General features: G+C 69.1%; 13 protein-coding genes. 11 read left to right on the top strand and 2 right to left on the bottom strand.

Annotated features, from left to right (window positions below):
* The first annotated feature begins 23 nt into the window (after positions 1-23).
* From AVL48_RS35460 to AVL48_RS35425, 8 genes are all read left to right on the top strand, one after another.
* Entirely contained in the window at positions 24-1,535 is a 1,512-nt protein-coding gene (locus AVL48_RS35460; protein WP_061985410.1) for a sodium:solute symporter family protein, read from the top strand.
* 46 nt (positions 1,536-1,581) lie between these two features.
* Complete coding sequence (locus tag AVL48_RS35455; protein ID WP_061985408.1) at positions 1,582-2,526, top strand: 5-dehydro-4-deoxyglucarate dehydratase; 945 nt, start codon at positions 1,582-1,584, stop codon at positions 2,524-2,526.
* A gap of 2 nt (positions 2,527-2,528) precedes the next feature.
* Complete coding sequence (locus AVL48_RS35450) at positions 2,529-3,785, top strand: glucarate dehydratase family protein (RefSeq protein WP_061985407.1); 1,257 nt, start codon at positions 2,529-2,531, stop codon at positions 3,783-3,785.
* A 4-nt stretch (positions 3,786-3,789) separates the two neighbouring features.
* Positions 3,790-4,935, top strand: a complete 1,146-nt coding sequence (locus tag AVL48_RS35445; protein WP_061985405.1) for a hypothetical protein — start codon at positions 3,790-3,792, stop codon at positions 4,933-4,935.
* A gap of 14 nt (positions 4,936-4,949) precedes the next feature.
* On the top strand, positions 4,950-6,407 hold the full coding sequence (locus AVL48_RS35440; RefSeq protein WP_061985403.1) for an aldehyde dehydrogenase (NADP(+)): 1,458 nt from the start codon (positions 4,950-4,952) through the stop codon (positions 6,405-6,407).
* A 109-nt stretch (positions 6,408-6,516) separates the two neighbouring features.
* Positions 6,517-8,868 (top strand): polysaccharide lyase 8 family protein, encoded by a 2,352-nt coding sequence (locus AVL48_RS35435; protein WP_061985401.1) that lies wholly within the window; start codon positions 6,517-6,519, stop codon positions 8,866-8,868.
* A 191-nt stretch (positions 8,869-9,059) separates the two neighbouring features.
* A complete protein-coding gene (locus tag AVL48_RS35430; protein ID WP_061985399.1) occupies positions 9,060-10,208 on the top strand; it encodes an epoxide hydrolase family protein in 1,149 nt (382 codons plus the stop codon).
* A 71-nt stretch (positions 10,209-10,279) separates the two neighbouring features.
* Positions 10,280-11,077: an alpha/beta fold hydrolase gene (locus AVL48_RS35425; RefSeq protein ID WP_061985397.1), complete on the top strand. Its 798-nt coding sequence runs from the start codon at positions 10,280-10,282 to the stop codon at positions 11,075-11,077.
* Here the strand turns inward: AVL48_RS35425 and AVL48_RS35420 are convergent.
* A complete protein-coding gene (locus AVL48_RS35420) occupies positions 11,070-13,817 on the bottom strand; it encodes an AfsR/SARP family transcriptional regulator (protein ID WP_061985395.1) in 2,748 nt (915 codons plus the stop codon). The two genes, AVL48_RS35425 and AVL48_RS35420, sit on opposite strands and share 8 nt — an antisense overlap.
* 124 nt (positions 13,818-13,941) lie before the next feature.
* On the opposite strand from AVL48_RS35420, the gene AVL48_RS35415 reads away from it, so the two are divergent.
* Positions 13,942-14,430 carry a hypothetical protein gene (locus tag AVL48_RS35415; RefSeq protein ID WP_061985393.1) on the top strand — a complete coding sequence of 163 codons (489 nt, stop codon included), beginning with the start codon at positions 13,942-13,944 and terminating at the stop codon, positions 14,428-14,430.
* 32 nt (positions 14,431-14,462) lie between these two features.
* Here the strand turns inward: AVL48_RS35415 and AVL48_RS35410 are convergent, their stop codons facing one another.
* The gene (locus tag AVL48_RS35410) at positions 14,463-15,275 is read right to left on the bottom strand and encodes an SAM-dependent methyltransferase (protein WP_061985391.1); all 813 of its coding nucleotides are present in this window, start codon (positions 15,273-15,275) and stop codon (positions 14,463-14,465) included.
* Between the two features lie 171 nt (positions 15,276-15,446).
* Here AVL48_RS35410 and AVL48_RS35405 point away from each other — a divergent pair, with 171 nt between their 5' ends.
* Positions 15,447-16,790: a cytochrome P450 gene (locus AVL48_RS35405; RefSeq protein ID WP_061985389.1), complete on the top strand. Its 1,344-nt coding sequence runs from the start codon at positions 15,447-15,449 to the stop codon at positions 16,788-16,790.
* A 76-nt stretch (positions 16,791-16,866) separates the two neighbouring features.
* Positions 16,867-17,916 (top strand): alpha/beta hydrolase, encoded by a 1,050-nt coding sequence (locus AVL48_RS35400; RefSeq protein WP_143105014.1) that lies wholly within the window; start codon positions 16,867-16,869, stop codon positions 17,914-17,916.
* The last annotated feature ends 44 nt before the right edge of the window (positions 17,917-17,960 follow it).

Below are 17,960 nucleotides of genomic sequence, written 5' to 3'. Positions count from 1 at the left end.
GTGGACGCGGAAAGGAGTCAGCGGTGCATTTGCTGGACTGGATCATGGTGTCCGCGTATTTCGTGCTGATGGTGGTGATCGGCCTGTGGTCACACAGCCGGGTCAACACGGTCAGTGACTTCTTCACCGCCGGCGGGAAGATGCCGTGGTGGCTGGCCGGGATCTCCCACCACATGTCCGGCTACAGCGCGGTGCTCTTCGTCGCGTACGCGGGCGTCGCGTACACCGACGGCATCACGGTCTATTTCTGGGGCATGGCCAGCATCGGTATCGGCGTCGGCATCGGCAGCTGGCTGTTCGCCTCACGCTGGAACCGCCTGCGCTCGAAGCTGGGCGTCTCGTCGCCGCTGGAGTACCTGGCCAAACGCTTCAACGTGCCCACCCAGCAGGCGCTGGCCTGGAGCGGCAGCCTGCTGAAGATCTTCGACATCGCGGCCAAGTGGTTCGCGGTCGCGACGATCCTCAACGTCTTCGCGGGCGTGCCCTACACCTGGGGCATCATCATCACCGGCTCGATCACGTTGATCTACTGCACCGTCGGCGGCCTCTGGGCCGACGCGCTCACCGACTTCGGCCAGTTCGTCATCCAGGCCATCGCCGCGATCGTGATGCTGTGGGTCGTGCTGGACAAGCTCGGTGGCGTCTCCGGGCTGTGGACCGTGTGGCGCGACCTCCCGCCGAGCCACCTCAATCCGACGACGTCGAAGTTCACCACCGTCGTGTTGCTCGTCTACGTGCTGGTGAAGACCCTGGAGTACAACGGCGGTATGTGGAACCTGGCGCAGCGCTACATGGCCGCGCCGAACACCTTCGAAGCCCGGCGTGGCGCGCGGCTCTCCTCGATCCTGTACCTGGTGTGGCCGCTGGTGATGATGTTCCCGATGTTCGCCGCCCCGCTGCTGATCCCGAACATCTCCAACCCCAACAACGCCTACGCGATCATGACCACGACGTTCCTCCCGCCGGGGCTGGTCGGGCTCGTGCTCGCGGGCATCTTCTCGCACACCATGGCGATGGTCTCCTCCGACGCCAACGCGATCTCCGCGGTCATCACCCGCGACATGATGCCGGTGCTGTGGAAGAAGGCGAAGAACTTCACCGAATCCCAGGGGCTGCTCGCCGCCCGGGTTTCGACGGTGATCTTCGTCGTGCTGACCATGGCGGTCGCCACGCAGGCCGAGAAACTCGGTGGGGTGCTGGGTATCGTGGTGCTCTGGGTCGCGGCGCTGATGGGCCCGATCTCGGTGCCGCTGCTGCTGGGCATGCTCCCCGCGTTCCGCCGGTCCGGTTCCCGTGCGGCGCTCATCTCGTGGGCGGGCGGTCTCATCGCCTACGCGATCGCTTACTACGGCTACAACGCCACCCTCGCGGTCACCGTCTCCACCCCGATCCTGGTCTCGCTGGCGCTGTTCATCGGGCTCGGCTACCTCATGCCCGAGCGCAAGGCCGGCACCGACGCGATCATCGACACGATCGACCGTGACGACGACGTCCTACCCCGCAAGTCGCAGGACGGCACCACCGTGCCCGCCTGACCGGGCCCGTACCCGGGACCATCCACAAAGAACGAAAGAGAAATCCATGGCACAGCCCAAGATCGAACTCGACGGCCTACTGGCGTTCCCGCTGACCCCCTTCACCGAGGGGCTGGAACTCAACCTCGACGCGTTCGCGGAGAACGTCGAGAGCCACGTGGCCGCCGGAGCCGGCGCGCTGTTCGTCGCCTGCGGTACGGGCGAATTCAGCTCGCTGTCCCCGGACGAGCACGCGGCGATCCTGCGCAAGGCTCGTGAGGTCGTCGCCGGGCGCGTACCGGTCTGGGTCGGGGCCGGCGGCGGCGCGTCGTCGGCCCGTGCCGGGATCGCGGCGGCGGAGGCGGACGGCGCGGACGGCGTCCTCCTCCTGCCGCCCTACCTGATCACCGGCCCGCCGTCGGGGCTGGTCGACCACGTTCGTTACGCCGTCGGGGATTCTTCGATCCCGGTGATCGTCTACCACCGTTCCACCGGGGTCTTCACCCCGGAATCCGCGGCCGCCCTCCTCGACATCCCCTCGGTGGTGGGCCTCAAGGACGGCTTCGGCGACGTCGAACTGATGAGCCGGATCATCACCACCATCCGCTCGGCCGGCACCGACCGCGCGCGGGACTTCCTGTTCTTCAACGGTCTTCCGACCGCGGAGGTCTCCGCTCGCGCTTACTCCGCCATCGGCGTGGCCCGGTACTCCTCGGCCGTGCACTGCTTCGCGCCCGAGATCGCGGCCCGGTTCCACCGCGCGCTCGCCGAGCACGATGACGCCGTCATGGAGGCGCTGCTCGCCGGGTTCTACCTGCCGCTGGTGGCGTTGCGGGACGAGGGACGGGGCTTCGCCGTGTCGCTGGTCAAGGCCGCCGCGCGCCTGCGGGGTGACAAGGTCGGCTCCGTCCGGCCGCCGCTGGTCGAACCGACCGCCGACCAGATCGCCCGGCTGGAGAAGATCGTCGACGACGGCTTCGCCGTCCTCAAATCCGTCGAGGCCGGTGCCTGAAGATGAAGATTCTCGACGTCGTCCTGACCCCGGTCGCCTTCGCCGACCCGCCGCTGCTCAACGCGATGGGCGTGCACGAGCCCTTCGCGCTGCGCGGCGTCGTCCAGCTGATCTGCGAGGACGGTGTGGTCGGCCTGGGTGAGTCCTACGGGGACCTCGCCTTCCTCGAGCAGGTCCGGAAGGTGCTGCCGGAACTCAAGGGCCAGGACGTGTTCGACCTGCCCGGCCTGCGCCGGAAGGTCGCCACCACCCTCGGCGAGGTCGTCTTCGCCGACGCGCACGGGCTCACCGGCGGCTTCTCCGTCAGCAAGACCGTCGCCAGCGTGTACTCGCTGTTCGAGGTGGCCGCGCTCGACGCGCAGGGCCACTACCTCGGCAGGCCGGTGGTGGATCTGCTCGGCGGCAAGGCACGCGACGCCGTCGACTTCTCCGCCTACCTGTTCTACAAGTTCGGCGCCCACATCGGCGCCGAAGAGGACTCGTGGGGCGAGGTGACCACGCCGGAGGCACTCGTCGGCGAGGCGCGGCGCATGGTCGAGGAGTACGGCTTCGGCTCCATCAAGCTCAAGGGCGGCGCCTTCGATCCCGACCAGGAGATGGACGGCATCCGCGCGCTCGCGGAGGCGTTCCCGGACCACCCGCTGCGGATCGACCCCAACGCGGCGTGGACCGTGGACACCGGCATCCGGGTCGCCGAGGAACTCGACGGCGTCCTGGAGTACCTCGAAGACCCGACCCCGGGCATCGAGGGGATGGCGCGAGTCGCCGAGAAGGCGAACATGCCGCTGGCCACCAACATGTGCGTCGTGCGCTTCGCGGACATCGAGCCGGCGTTCCGGCAGCGAGCGGTCGGCGTAATACTTTCGGACCATCATTACTGGGGTGGCCTGCGGGACACGCAAGCCCTCTCCACCACGGCGGAATGCTTCGACGTGGGGCTTTCCATGCATTCGAACAGTCATCTCGGGATCAGTCTGGCCGCTATGGTGCACGTGGCCGCGGCGACGCCGCACCTGACCTACGCCTGCGACACCCACTGGCCGTGGAAGACGGCCGACGTCATCGCCCCGGGTGCGCTGGAGTTCGTCGACGGTGCGGTCGCGGTGCCCGACAAACCGGGGCTGGGGGTCGAACTCGACCCCGACGCGCTGGCGCGGGCCCATGAAGACTATGTCCGATGTGGACAGACCAAACGGGATGACGTGACCTATATGCGGAAGTTCGTCGGAGACTTCGAACCGAATACGGCGCGGTGGTGACAGGGTGAAGGTCACCGGATACGCCTACCCTTGGGACGTCGTCGACGATCCAGGATTCGTCGAGCGCGTACGGGAACTCGGCGTCGACGAGGTCGCCGTCGCCGTGTCGTACCACAGCGCCCGCGCGGCGACCCCCTGGTCGCCGGACCGCACCTCGGTCGTCGCGCGCCACGCGGCGCTGTACCGGCCGGTGCGCGAGGACGCCTGGGGAGAGCTGCGGCCGGCCGAACCGGATTGGGTGGAGAGCCGGGACAGCGCGGGCGACGCCGTCCGGGCGCTGACCGAGGCGGGCATCCCGGCGGCGGCCTGGCTCGTGCTGACCCACAACTCCCAGCTGGGCACGGAGTTCCCCGATTTCACCGTGCGCAATTGTTTCGGTGAGCGGTACCCGTGGGCGCTGTGCCCCGGGCAGCAGGCGGTCCGCGAATACGCCGCGAACGTGACGGCGGAGAGCCTCGCCGGACTCGACTTCACCTCGGTGATCCTCGAGGCGTGCGGGCCGCTCGGCGCCGTGCACCAGCACCAGCACGAGAAGACCGACGGCGTCTGGTCGCCCGCGACGGCGCGGCTGCTGTCGATCTGCTGCTGTGACGCGTGCCTGGAGGAGTGGGCCAAGGCGGGTCAAGACCCGGCGAAGGCACTGGGCAAGCTGCGCGCCGAGGTCCGTCGGCTGATCGACAGCGGTGACCTCCGTGCCACCGAGGACAAGATCCTGCCCACCCTGCGGCAGGTCCTGCTCGACACCCGGCAAAAGGCCACAGACGCGCTCCGGCGCGAAGTGATCGCGAAGATCCCGTCCGGGCCCAGGATCGTGCTCCACGGCGCGATGGACCCGTGGATCACCGGCGCGCTGCCCGGGCTGACGCCGTCGGCCCCGGACGACGTCGACGCGGTGGTGCTGCAGAACTGGGCACCCGGACGGCCCAGCGTGGGCGCCGTCGCGACCGCGCGGGCGAAACTGCCGGAGAAGGTCGCCGTGGGCAGCTACATCACCGCGGTGGCGGCGAGCCCGGTGCCCGACATCGAGGCCTACACCACCGAACTCGGCAAGGCAGGCGCCACCGAACTGCACCTGTACCACCTCGGCCTCGCCGGCCCGGGGCGCTGGGCGGACCTCATCGCCGCCGTCAGCGCCGCGCAAGAACTCTAGGAGAAGCAGAACCCATGAGCCAGGCAACAGATCCCGCCACGCTCGACCAGATCCTCGCGGCCGCCGCCGATGCGGCGGGCACGGCGGCTGCCGCGACCCCAGCCCAGCGCGCCGACTGGCTGAACGCCGCGGCGGACGCCCTCGACGCGGCCGCCGACGAATTGATCGCGCTCGCGGCCGAGGAGACGCACCTCCCGGCCGCCCCGCGCCTGCAGGGAGAGCTGAAGCGCACGACGTTCCAGCTGCGCCTGTTCGGTGAGGTACTGGCCGACGGTGCGTTCCTCGGCGCCACCGTCGACCACGCGGACGCCGCGTGGCCGATGGGCCCGCGGCCGGACATCCGGCGGTTGCTCACGCCGATCGGTCCGGTGCTGGTGTTCGCCGCCAGCAACTTCCCGTTCGCGTTCAGTGTCGCGGGCGGTGACACCGCGTCGGCGCTGGCGGCCGGCTGCCCCGTGGTGCTCAAGGCACACTCCGGGCACCCCGAGCTGTCCGCCCGCACCGGCGAGGTCCTCCGTGAGGCGCTGGTCAAGGCGGGCGCCCCGGAGGGGATCTTCGCGGTCATCTACGGCCAGCAGAACGGCGTGACGGCGCTGAAGGACCCGCGGATCCAGGCGGCGTCGTTCACCGGCTCGGTTCCGGGCGGGCGCGCGCTGTTCGACATCGCGACCTCGCGGCCGTCGCCGATCCCGTTCTACGGCGAGCTCGGCAGTGTCAACCCGGTCGTCGTCACGCAGGCCGCGATCGACGCCCGCGGTGAGGCGATCGCCAAGGGCTACGCGGGTTCGTTCACCCTCGGTGCCGGCCAGTTCTGCACCAAGCCGGGTCTGCTGTTCCTTCCCGAGGGGCACGGGCTGGAAGACACGCTGCGCGAGGCCGTCTCGACGATCCCGGCGCAGCCGATGCTCAACGAGCGCATCGCGGCAGGCTTCGCCGAAGGGCTGGCGAAGCTGAGTGAGGTCGAGGGTGTCGAGGTACTGTCCGAGTCCGGTGGCACGGAAGGGATCTCGCACGGCGCGACCCTGCTCGCCACCACCGCCAAGGCCTTTCTCGCCGACGGCGACACCGTCCGCGAGGAGTGCTTCGGCCCGGCGTCGCTGATCGTCACCTACGCCGATCGGGCCGAGCTGATCAGTCTGCTCGGGGTGATGGAACCCGGGCTCACCGCGACCATCCAGGGTGAAGAGTCCGATGTGGACTGGATTCGCCCCGTCCTTCCCTCGTTGACCCGGGTCGCCGGCCGCCTGCTGTGGAACGACTGGCCGACCGGTGTCACGGTCACCTGGGCACAGGAACACGGTGGTCCCTACCCGGCGACCACCGCGCCGACCAGCACCTCGGTCGGCACCGCCGCGATCGAGCGGTTCCTGCGACCGATCGCCTGGCAGGGCTTCCCCGACGCGCTGCTGCCGGAACCGTTGCAGGAGAACAACCCGTGGGGTCTGCCCCGCAGGACCGACGGGAAACGCTAGAAAGCTCGTGAGTGATTTGGGTCGTCCTGACGACCCAAATCACTCACGAGCCGCTTCACCACGCCGCCGCCCCTTGTTGCCGTCTTTCGACCCCTTGGGAGGCCCCGTCATGCCCGGATTCGGTTACGTGGACCGGAGAACCGCCTTGCGTGGAGGAGCGGCCGCGGCCGCTTCGGTCGCGCTGTCGACCGCGATCACCCGTCCCTCGTTCGCCGCTTCTCCGTCTCCTGCGGGGATGTCGTCCATCGTCACCGGCTATCGCGAGCTGCAGACCGGGATCAACCGGCCGTCGGCGGAGCGGACGGCCGCGCTGGCGAACCTGGACAGGGTCGCGAAGGCCTACCACGACAGCATGACGGTCGGCGGCGGTCCACTGTGGAAGGACCTCCCGCTCGGACCGGGCAGCGAGTTCACCACGTCGATGTACGCGCGGTTGCGCGCGATCGCGGTCAACTGGGGCACCCCCGGCGGTGCGCTGGCCGGTGATCCCGCCGTGCTCGGCCGGATCAAGGCGGCGCTGGAACTGTTGTACACCAGCGATCAGTACAGCGAGAAGACCGCCGAGATCGGCAACTGGTACACCTATGAGATCGGCATCCCGCTCTACCTGCTGCATATCTTGGCAACGGTGGCGGACGAGCTGACCCAGGACGAGATCGCCAGGTATTCGAAGCCGGTGCTGAAGTTCTCCGGCAACCCGAACCTGCGCACGAACAACCCGAACGTCGTCGAGACCGGCGCCAACCGCGCGGACAAGTCGACGATCGCCATCGTGTCCGGGGCGATGCTGGGTGACACCGAGCGGATCCGGCGCGGCGTCGGGGCGTTCACCGACGTCGAAGGCGGGGGAGCGGCGAGCGTCATCGCCAAACTCCACCGCGCGGCGGGTGACGGTTTCCACACCGACGGCTCATTCATCCAGCACGATTCGGTGCCGTATCCCGGGCACTACGGGATCGTGTTGCTCACCGCGGTCGCGGCGGCCGTCCACGTCACCAAGGGCACGGAGTTCGAGCTGCCCGCCGATGTCAGGGAAGCGGCGTACGCGTTGGTGTCCGACACCTTCGCGCCCTTCGTCTACGCGGGCGCGCTGATGGAGTCGGTCCGCGGCCGGTTCCTCTCCCGGCAGGGGGAATCCGCGCACGACATCGGCCATCAGCTCACCGGCGCCGTCGTCCTGCTGGCGCGGTCGGCGAGCGGGAAGCGCAAGGAAGAACTCGGCGGGCTCGCCGCGAAGTGGATCGCCGAGGACACTTTCGCGCCGTATCTGAAGATCCCCGATCCCGAGCGGTTCGCACCGGGACCGGATCTCGTCGGCGTTCCCGGCATCGAGTTCGCGCAGGAGTTGCTGGCGACCGGCATCCGGCCGGCACCGACGGTCGCGACCCACCGGGTATTCGGCCAGCAGGACCGGATGGTGCACAGCACCGAAGGCTGGTCGGCCTCGCTCGGCGTCGCTTCGACGCGGATCTCGCGGTACGAGTCGGTCAACGCGATGAACCTGCACGGCTGGTACACCGGCGACGGTTCGCTGTATCTGTTCGTGCCCAAGGCCAAGGGACACTTCACCGACGCCTACTGGCCCACGGTCGATCCGCTGCTGCTTCCGGGCACCACGACCAAGACCGGGCCGACGCCGACCCTGGAACAGGTACCGCTGACCGGCAAAGCCCACTGCGGCGGGGTCCGCTGGGACGCGCGGCACGGCGCGCACGCCCTCGACTTCGTCTCCCAAGACGGCACGCTGACCGCGAAGAAGTCGTGGTTCTTCACGCCGTCGGGGGTGGTCTGCCTCGGCGCCGGGATCACCGACGGCTCCGGCGAGCGGATCCGCACCACGATCGAGAACCGCAACCTCGGCGAGAACGGCTCGGGGGTGCTGCTGGCGGACGGTCGTCTCGTCGGCGGCTCGGAGTCCTTGCGGCGCAAGCGATGGCTGCATCTGGAGAAGGTCGGCGGGTACATCCTGCTCGACGACGCGGAGGTGACCGCGCTGCGCGAGGACCGGACGGGGACCTGGCGCGACGTCGACAAGGGAGCCAACACCAAGGGCACCACGGTGCCCTACACCCGGCGTTACCAGAAACTGGTGATCGAGCACGGGGCCGAACCCGTGGACGCGAGCTACGCCTATGCCGTCCTGCCCACGGCGTCGGTGGTGGAGACCGTCGCGTCGGCTTGGGCGTGGCGCGTGCGGGCCAACACCGCGACCGTGCAGGCCGTCCGGCTGTGGGACGCGACGCTGCTGGCGAACTTCTTCGCCGCGGGCTCGGTCGACGAGGTGTCGGTCTCCGGTCCGGCGTCGGTGGCGCTGGGCCGCGGAAAGAACGGCTGGCAGCTGGCCGTTTCCGATCCGACGCAGCGGCAGGACGTCGTCCGGGTGACGGTGCGGCGCAAGACCGTCGAGGTGCCGGTGAAGGATACCTTCGGTGCGACGCGGGTGGTCCCACTCGGCCGATGAGCCGCCCGTCTCGTGAGGGGAACTTTGCGGGACTCCGAGTCCTTGATCAACGGAAGATTCCGGACACTCAACGTCCCTGATCTTCCGTTGATCAAGCTCGCGCCCCACGACCGGAATCCTCCCCACCCGGCCGAATCACCGCCCTGAAATTTAGGACATGATCTGTCCTATATGACTTCTACGGTCATCTTATGACCGACATCGAGCCTTTCCGCATCGACATCCCGCAGTCCGATCTGGACGACCTCACCGACCGCCTCGCCCGTACCCGCTGGCCGTCGGCGCTGCCCGGTGCCGAGTGGAGCCGGGGCGTTCCGGTCGCCTATCTCAAGGACCTGGCCGAGTACTGGCGGGACGGCTACGACTGGCGCGCGGTGGAGAAGCGGCTCAACGAGTTCCCGCAGTACACCACGGAGATCGACGGCCAACAGCTGCATTTCCTGCACGTCCGCTCGCCGGAACCGGACGCGATGCCGCTGATCATGACGCACAGCTGGCCGAACTCGATCGCCGAGTTCCTGAACGTCCTCGGCCCGCTCACCGACCCGCGAGCCCATGGTCTCGACCCTTCCCGGGCATTCCACGTGGTCGCGCCGTCCTTGCCCGGTTTCGGCTTCTCGCCGTTCCCGGAACCGGCCGACGAGCGGCCGTGGGACATCGCGCGAGTGGCGCGGACCTGGGCGGAACTGATGAGCCGTCTCGGCTACGAACGCTATGGCGCACACGGGAACGACGCCGGCGCGCTGGTGACGCCGTGTCTGGCGGCGTACGCGTCCGAGCACGTCATCGGCTCGCACATCACCTCCGGGCTCGGCGTGCCGATGGGTGACCCGGCCGACTTCGAAGGGCTCACGCAACAGGAGCAAGCCGAGCTCTCGGAGCTGATGGAACGTTTCGCGGGCGGCAGCGGGTACGCGCCGTACCTGACGAACAGGCCGCAGACGCTGAGCTTCGGCTTCCTCGACTCGCCGGTCGCGCAACTCGCCTACCTGGTCGAACGGTTCAAGGAGTTCGACGGCTGGCCCGACACCGCCGGTCCCGCCGAGCCGATCGACCGCGACCTGCTGCTCACCAACGTGACGCTGTATTGGCTGACCGCGACCGGTGGCACTTCGCTGTGGCCGTACTACGAAGGCGCGGCCGCGATGCCGATGAATCAGACCGTGGTCCCGACCGGTGTCTCGCACGGCGGCCCGGCGGCGTTGCGCAAGATCGCCTCGCGCAAGAACGACATCGTGCGCTGGGCCGACCGCGAGAGTCCCAGCCACATGGTCGCGATGGCCGTCCCGGACGACGTGGTGACCGAGATCCGCGAATTCTTCGGAGAACTCCGGCGGTGATGTCGAGCGGTGGTCGTCGGCTCCGACCCATGGGCGAAGATAGCGTCGCAAGATCCACACAGGAGGAACCGATGACCACCACCCTCGAGACCGTGACCTCGGCCGACGGCACGTTGATCGCCTTCGAGCGGACCGGGGAAGGCACGCCGGTGATCCTGGTCGGCGGCGCGTTCAACGACCGGACGACCGTCGCCGGGCTCGCCACGACGCTGGCCCCGGACTGCACCGCGATCGCCTACGACCGGCGTGGCCGGGGCGACAGCGGCGCGGGCGCGGTCTACTCGGTGGAACGTGAGGTCGAGGACCTCGCCGCGGTGATCGACCACGTCGGTGGTTCGGCGGCGGTCTTCGGGCACTCGTCGGGAGCCGTGCTGGCGCTGGAAGCGGCCGCCCGCGGCGTCCCCATGACCCGCCTCGCGGTGTACGAGCCGCCGTATATCGTCGACGACAGCCGTCCGAAGCCCGCGAGCGACCTCTTCGACCGCGTCCGGGCGCTGATCGCCGACGGCGATCGCGACGACGCGGCGGAACTGTTCCTCACCGAAGCGGCGGCCACCCCGGCCGAGGTCGTCAAGGGGATGCGGACCGACCCGTTCTGGGCGTGGTTCACCGGACTCGCCCACACTTTGCCCTACGACATCGCGCTGTGTGGTCCCGGCGGTGCCCTCCCCGCGGGCAGGCTCGCAAAGATCACCGCCCCGACGCTGGTCATGGACGGCGGTGAGAGCGACGCGTGGCTGCGCGCCGCCGCCCGCGCCGTCGCCGAGACCGTCCCCGGTGCCCGGCATGTCACCGTCGAGGGCCAGGATCACGGCGTCCTCCAGCAGCCGGACGCCCTGCGCGGACTGCTCACCGAATTCCTCAGGTGACGGCCGTCAGCGGCTTGGCGGACAGGCCCATCGCGGCGTAGTGGTCGCGCGCCGCCCGGAACTCGGCGTCGGCCTCCTCACCGAGGGCGGCGCGGGCGTGCCCGATCCCCGCCAGCGCGCGGGCCTCCTGCAGCCGGTAGCCGATCCGCTTCGCCGTTTCGAGCGCGAGGCGGTGCCGCGCGAGGCTCGCCGTCGCTTCGCCGAGGGCGAGACAGGCGGTGCCCAGGCTGTTGGCCGCCATGGTCAGCAGCAGCGGATGGTTGAGCCGGGCGAGGATGCCGCACGCGCGTTCGGCGTGCTCGCGCGCCTCGTCCGGCCGATGGGCGAGCAGGAGGGCGTCGGCGTGGTCGACCAGGCTCCACGCCTCGCCGAACAGGTACCCGAGTTCCCGTGCCGAGCCGATCGAGCGTGCGGTGACCTCGAAGGCTTCCTCGAACCGGCCGAGCCGGGCGAGGACCAGACCGAGCTGCGCCGAACTGAGAACCGTGTTCCGGGGATCCTCGCGCAGCTCCACCGACCGCCGGGCGGAGGCCAGCGCCTCGTCCAGCAGACCGAGGGTCTCCTGCACGTTGCTGAGGTTGATCCAGAGTGTGGCGGTGGTTTCAGGGTCGTCGGTACCTCTCGCCGCGGCGAGGCCCTCGCGATAGAACCGGATCGCCTCGGGGTAGTGGCCGAGCATGCCGTGCAAAGCGCCCGCTCTGGAGAGAGCGGTCGCCTCGGCGGCGCGGTCAGCGGAGGCGCGGACGACTTCCAGCCGCTCCATGGCGCAGCGCATCCCCTCGGCGAGCCGCCCGTTCTCCCAATAGGCCAAGGTGAGGTCCGCCAGGCTGCGTTGGATCGTGTGCGGGTCACCGATCCGGCGGGCGGCGGCGACGCCGGTTCGCGCGACGGCGAGCAGTTCGTCGAGACGACCGCTCTCCCGGAGGCGTGCCGCGGTGTTCTCGGCGATCCGCCAGGCGTGGTCATCGTGACCGGCGTCGAACGCGTGCCGGGTCACCGCGACCAGGTTGGCCCGTTCCGCCGCATACCAGCCGTCGCCGCCGCCCTCGCGGTAGTGATCGAGCAGCCTGCCCAACGCCGGAGCCGATTCCTCGTCGCTCGCGGCGTTGCGGGCGTGCTCGGCGATGAGGTCGTGGAACGAGTACCGGCCCAGTGACGGCTGCCTGAGCAGATGGGCGTCGAGCAGGTCTTCCAGCAGCCGCTCGGCTTCGGACTCGCTGACCCCGGCCAGCGCGGCGGCCGCGGGTACGCCGATGTCAGTCCCCGGATTCCTTCCCAGCAACCGGAACATCCGCTGCCGGTCGGCGTCGAGTTCCTGATAGGACAGTGCGAACGCGGCGGCGACGTCGCGTCCGGCGACCTTCAGTTCGGCCAGCCTGTCGTGCTCGGACCCCAACCGTTCGGCGAGGGTTTCCACCGTCCACTGTGGACGATGTTGCAGCCGGGCGGCCGCGATCCGGATCGCCAGCGGCAGGTTTCCGCACAACGCGGCCACGCCCGCGTCCGGCCGTCCCGACGCCGCGGCGAACAGGACGCTCGCCTGTTCGTCCGGCAGGACTTCGAGACTGATCGACGCGGCGCCGTCGACGGCGGCCAGCCGCCGCCTGCCGGTGACCACGAGGGCGACCGTGGCCGAACCGGGTAAGAGGGGCCGCAGCTGCTCGGCGCCGGCGGCGTTGTCGAGCACCACGAGCAGCGACCGGCCCGCCGTCCTGGTCCGCCACAGTTCGGCCCGCCGGTCCACGCCGCCGGGGAGCCTGCTCGCCGGGACGTCCAGTTGCCCGAGCAGGGCTTCGAGGGCGGCCTCTGGCGGAAGCGGTTCCCGTCCGGGCGAATGGCCGTGCAGGTCCACGAACAGTTGCCCGTCGGGGAAATCGGCGGCGAGCCGGTGTGCGGCGTGGACGGCGAGCGAGGTCTTGCCGACGCCCGCCATCCCGTCGAGCACCACGGGGCGGCCGAGCCGGACGGCGTCGGAAAGGCGGCGGATCTCGGCTTCCCGGCCGGTGAAATCCGGGACGTCGTAGGGGAGGAAGCAGCGCGCCTTGCCGTATTCGGGCTCGTCGCGGAGGATCCGCTCGTAGAGTTCGCGCAGCTGCGGTCCGGGGTCGATCCCGAGTTCCTCCACCAGCCGCGTCTGCACCTGACGATAGGCGTTCAGCGCGTCGGCCTGCCTGCCTTGCTGGTGGAGCGCCCGCATGAGCAGTCCGGCGAACGCCTCCCGGAACGGATGCTCGGCGACCAGTGCCTTCAGTTCCGCGACCCGGTCTTCACCGGCGGAGATCTCTTCGTCGAGACAACGTTCCACAACGGACAGCCGGCGTTCGTCGAGCTCATCGGCTTCACCGCGCAGTACCGGACTGTCCAGACCGGACAGTGCCGGGCCGTGCCAGCACGCCAGTGCCTCGCGGAACTCGCCGCGTGAGGCGTGCTCCTCGAACGAGCGCAGATCGAACACGGGCGGGCGCAGGACGAAGCCGGGTCCCTCGGCGGTCAGGACGTCTTCACCGGAGCCCTCGGCGACGAGAGCGCGCTTCAAGGCGGTGGTGAGGTTGCGGATCTGCCGGATGGCCGTGGCGGGCGGGTCCTCGCCCCAGACGACGTCCACCAGCCGCGAAACCGAGACGACGCGATCAGCGCCGAGCAGCAGCGCGGCGAGGATCCGCTCCTGCCGTGGACCGGCCAGCTTCAGCGGCCGTGCGCCCGTCCGGCACTGCACCGGTCCCAGTACCCGAAACTCCATCACACCCCCTCCCGCGAGGTTAACCGGCGATGAGCCCACGTCGATGCGGAAGTGATGCAGCTGTGATGCGCCGTCCGGCGAACCTGCCGGTGGATGAAGTATCGAACGTGATGAGGAGAACCCTATGCGCAAGCGGTATTACGCGGCGTTGGCCGGGCTGGTCGTGGCGGCGGCGGGGATCGGCGTGCCCGCCGCGGCGACCGCGGGCGAGCAGCAGGCCGAGAGCGAGCGGCAGGCCTGCCAGCGCTCGTTCGACCGTGCCGTCTGGGAGGACATGGACAGCTACAACAAGCGTGACGAGGCCCGCTACCGGGCGATCATCCACCAGAACATGGTGACCGTCGGGCGCAAGGGGCAGCTGATCATCGGCTACCAGGACAACGTGGAGCCGGTGGTCGACATCCAGTTCAAGCTCCCGTACGAGTGGAGCATGCCGTGGACGGTCACGCACACCGTCGTCGAGGACTGCAAGATGGGCTTCGCGCTCCTTGACGCCTACTACAAGGCGCCGTCGCAGAACATCGACCGGCACTACACGATCAGCCTGACGCTGGTGCGCGAACACGGTAAGTGGCAGGTCATCAAGGACACCGTGACCGACGTCCTGCCCTGAGCGGGGTCGTCAGCAGGGCGGACTCGTGCGGGCTACGGCTTCCGGCCGACCCCCGCATACGGGAGCGCGTTGATCCCCGGGTCGTCGGACATGTCGCCCGCCCCTTGGGGGTTCCACATCGCGCACCCGACGACACCGGGCTCGACGACTTCGAAACCCTCGAAGAACGACAGCACCTGGTCGTGCGTGCGGGGGATGGGGTCGTTCTGCGTGCTCCGGTACGCCTCGATGGCTTCGTCGAGCCCGCTCGAGTCCGCGTCGGCGGCGACGTGCGAGATGGCGAGGAAACTGCCGGGGGCGACGCGTTCGCGGTAGCGGGCGAGGATCGCGTGGGGTTCCCACGAGTCCGGTACGAAATGCAGCAGCAGCAACATGAACACGCCGACCGGCTGGTCGAGGTCCAGTAGTTCCTTCGCTTCGGGCGCGTCGAGGATGTCGTTGACGTCGCGCAGGTCGGCTTGGATGGCGGCGCAGCGGTCGTTGTCGCGCAGCAGCAGTTTGGCGTGCGCCACGGCGACCGATTCACGGTCGACGTAGACCACCCGGCAGTCCGGATCGACCTGCTGGACGATCTCGTGCAGGTTGCCGACGGTCGGGATGCCGGAGCCGATGTCGAGGAACTGCCGTACGCCCGCTTCCACCATGTGCAACGCGGCACGGCGCAGGAAGGCGCGGTTGAGCCGGGCCGCGTCGCGGATCCCCGGCATGATCCGGAGGATCTGTTCGCCGAGGTCGCGGTCGGCCTGGAAGTTGTGGTCGCCGTCGAGCCAGTAGTCGTAGACCCTGGCGGGATTCGGCACGGTCGTGTCGACCTCGGGAGGCACCCAGGCCGGGTTCGCAGTCACCGTCGTCGCCGCCGTTTCCGTGGAATCCGTTGGGGCACAGGATTCTAGCGGGAGCAGGGGAGCGGGCCGCCATCGTCCGATCGTGTGGACATGCGGCGGTGGAACGCCGTGCGCCGTTCGGTGGTCCTAAGGTGACCGGGTTCAGCGTCCAGGCACCGGGAGACGAGCACGATGGCACCACCTCCGGACGTCGCCGTCGCACCGGGTCGCTGGCCCCTGCTGGGGCATACCGTTCCGATGCTCCGTGACCCGCTGAAACTGCTGTCGTCACTGCGATCGCACGGCGACGTCGTCCGGCTCGACTTCGGACCGATGCCCGTTTACCTGGTCACCACACCGGAACTGGCCTGGCGGCTGCTCGCCGTCGACGCGGGGAAGTTCGACAAAGGTCTTGTGTTCGACAAGATGCGGCCGTTGTTCGGCGACGGGCTCGCCACTTCGAACGGCGCGTTCAACCAGCGGCAACGGCGGATGATGCTGCCCGCCTTCCAGCGAAGCCGCCTCGAACTCTACGCCGAGACGACGATGACGAAGCTCGCTGTAGAGCTTGCCGATGCGTGGAAACCGGGCGAGGTGGTGGAATTCGACCGGCGGATGCAGGATCTCGCGCTGACCATCTCCGGACGCACGCTGTTCTCCGCCGAACTCGGTGACGAGGCACTCGCCGAAATCCAGCGGTCGATCCCGATCATGTTGAAGTACGTCATGGTCAGGGCCTTTTCGCCGAAGTTCGTGGAACGGCTGCCCATTCCGGCGAACCGCGAGTTCGACGCCGCGGCCGCGCGGCTGCGGCGGGTCATCGGCGAGGCCGTCCTCGAGGCGCGCGAAAAGGGCGGCGATCAGGGTGACCTGCTGTCGATGTTGTTGCTGGCCAAGGACGACGAGACCGGCGAGAAGATGACCGACGGTCAGGTGGCGGACGAGGTCATCACCATCCTCACCACCGGCGCCGAGACCACCGCCGTCGCGCTGGCCTGGTTCTTCCACGAGATCGGGGCCCGGCCGGACATCGAGCGCCGGTTCCACGCCGAGGTCGACGAGGTCCTGGCCGGCGGTCCCGCTCGCTTCGGCCACCTGCCGCGGCTGGTCTACACGCAGCGGATCATCAACGAGGTCGTCCGCCGGACCCCGCCGGTGATCCTGATGCGGCGCGCACGGGAGGACGTCGAACTCGGTGGGGTGCGCATTCCCGCCGGTGCCGAGGTCGCCGTCAGCCAGCACACCCTGCACCGCGATCCGCGCTGGTTCCCCGAACCGGACCGGTTCGACCCGGATCGCTGGGCACCGGAACGGGCCGCCGCGGTGCCGAAGGGCGCGTTCATCCCGTTCGGCGCCGGCGCCCGGTTGTGTCCCGGCCATCAGTTCGCCCCCACGGAGATCGCCCTGGTCGCGGCGACGATCGGCGCGCGGTGGCGGCTGGAGCCGCTGCCAGGGGTGAGGGTCTTTCCCAAGATCAAAGCGACCATGCAGCCGAATCGGCTGCCGATGACCGTGGTGGCCCGGGGATCGGGTTGACGGTGAGCGTTCGGTTACCAGGTGTAGGGTTCATGCTCCTTCCGAGCGTTCCGATTCCGGAGAGGATTCTGTGAGAATGCCGCTCAAACTGGCCACGGCGGTGGCCGCCTGCTGCGTGCTCCTCGGGGGTTTCCTGGTCGCCGCCCCGGCCGCGGCCGTCGAAATCCGTTGTACGGACGTGGATCTGCCGGTCACCGGCCCGATCGGGGAACCGGCGACGGTGCACGGCCGGCTCTGCCTGCCGGACGGCCCGGCGCCCGAGGCGGTGCAGCTCCTGGTGCACGGCGGCACCTACAACAGCGCCTACTGGGACCTGCCCTACGACCCGGACCGCTACTCGTACCAGCGCGACATGGCCAAGCACGGCTACGCGACCTTCGCCGCGGATCAGCTCGGTTCGGGCCGGAGCAGCAAACCGCTCAGCCTTCCGCTGCTCCTGCCGGTGCTGGCGCGGTCGATGCACGAGGTGATCGGCCATCTCCGCGCCGGCCGGGTCGGTGGGACGCCGTTCGAAAAGGTCGTGATCGTCGGGCATTCGGTCGGTTCGGGCATCGTCGCGGCCGAGGCGTCGACGTACCAGGACGTCGACGGCGTCATCCTCACCGGTATCACGCATCTGCCGTCGGTACCCGCGTTGACCTTGGGGGTGCTTTTCGGTCTGCGACCCGCGTTCGTGGACGACCGGCTCGGTTCACTCGGCAGCGACCCGCTCTATTTCACGACGAAACCGGGAGCGCGTGCCGGACTGTTCTACGCGGCGGAAAATGCCGACCCTCGCGCCATCGAGACGGATGAGGCGACCAAGGATCAGGTTTCGGTTCCGGGAATGGGAACGGTCGCCGTGTTCGGCATCGTACTGCCGGCGACGAAGGCGATCAGGGTGCCGGTTTTCCAGGTGGTCGGGGAGAAGGACATCCTGTTCTGCGGTTTGTTCGCCCTTCGGGACTGTTCGAGCGCAAAGACGCTGCGTCCGGCGGAAGCGCCGTACTACCGGCCCGAAGCGGAGCTTTCCACATATGTTCTGTCCGGTGCCGGACATTCGGTGGCGTTACACCGCAACGCGTCCGAGTATCGGGACGCCACGCGCCTATGGTTGAGGGATAAGGTCGGTGTTGTACTACCGTAGGGTTACCACCCGTTCGGGTGATCAGTGAACCATGAGTACGACCC

Source organism: Amycolatopsis regifaucium (genome assembly GCF_001613935.1).
Taxonomy (GTDB): Bacteria; Actinomycetota; Actinomycetes; order Mycobacteriales; family Pseudonocardiaceae; genus Amycolatopsis; species Amycolatopsis regifaucium.
Note: the sequence above shows the minus strand (reverse complement) of the source record. Positions and strands in the feature narration are given on the sequence as shown.

Excerpts from the sequence above, each read along its gene's own strand:
- AVL48_RS35420 (WP_061985395.1), bottom strand. The coding sequence starts at position 13,817 with ATGGAGTTTCGGGTACTGGGACCGGTGCAGTGCCGGACGGGCGCACGG.
- AVL48_RS35415 (WP_061985393.1), top strand. The coding sequence starts at position 13,942 with ATGCGCAAGCGGTATTACGCGGCGTTGGCCGGGCTGGTCGTGGCGGCG.
- AVL48_RS35400 (WP_143105014.1), top strand. The coding sequence starts at position 16,867 with ATGCCGCTCAAACTGGCCACGGCGGTGGCCGCCTGCTGCGTGCTCCTC.
- AVL48_RS35435 (WP_061985401.1), top strand. The coding sequence starts at position 6,517 with ATGCCCGGATTCGGTTACGTGGACCGGAGAACCGCCTTGCGTGGAGGA.
- AVL48_RS35455 (WP_061985408.1), top strand. The coding sequence starts at position 1,582 with ATGGCACAGCCCAAGATCGAACTCGACGGCCTACTGGCGTTCCCGCTG.
- AVL48_RS35440 (WP_061985403.1), top strand. The coding sequence starts at position 4,950 with ATGAGCCAGGCAACAGATCCCGCCACGCTCGACCAGATCCTCGCGGCC.
- AVL48_RS35450 (WP_061985407.1), top strand. The coding sequence starts at position 2,529 with ATGAAGATTCTCGACGTCGTCCTGACCCCGGTCGCCTTCGCCGACCCG.
- AVL48_RS35425 (WP_061985397.1), top strand. The coding sequence starts at position 10,280 with ATGACCACCACCCTCGAGACCGTGACCTCGGCCGACGGCACGTTGATC.
- AVL48_RS35430 (WP_061985399.1), top strand. The coding sequence starts at position 9,060 with ATGACCGACATCGAGCCTTTCCGCATCGACATCCCGCAGTCCGATCTG.
- AVL48_RS35405 (WP_061985389.1), top strand. The coding sequence starts at position 15,447 with ATGGCACCACCTCCGGACGTCGCCGTCGCACCGGGTCGCTGGCCCCTG.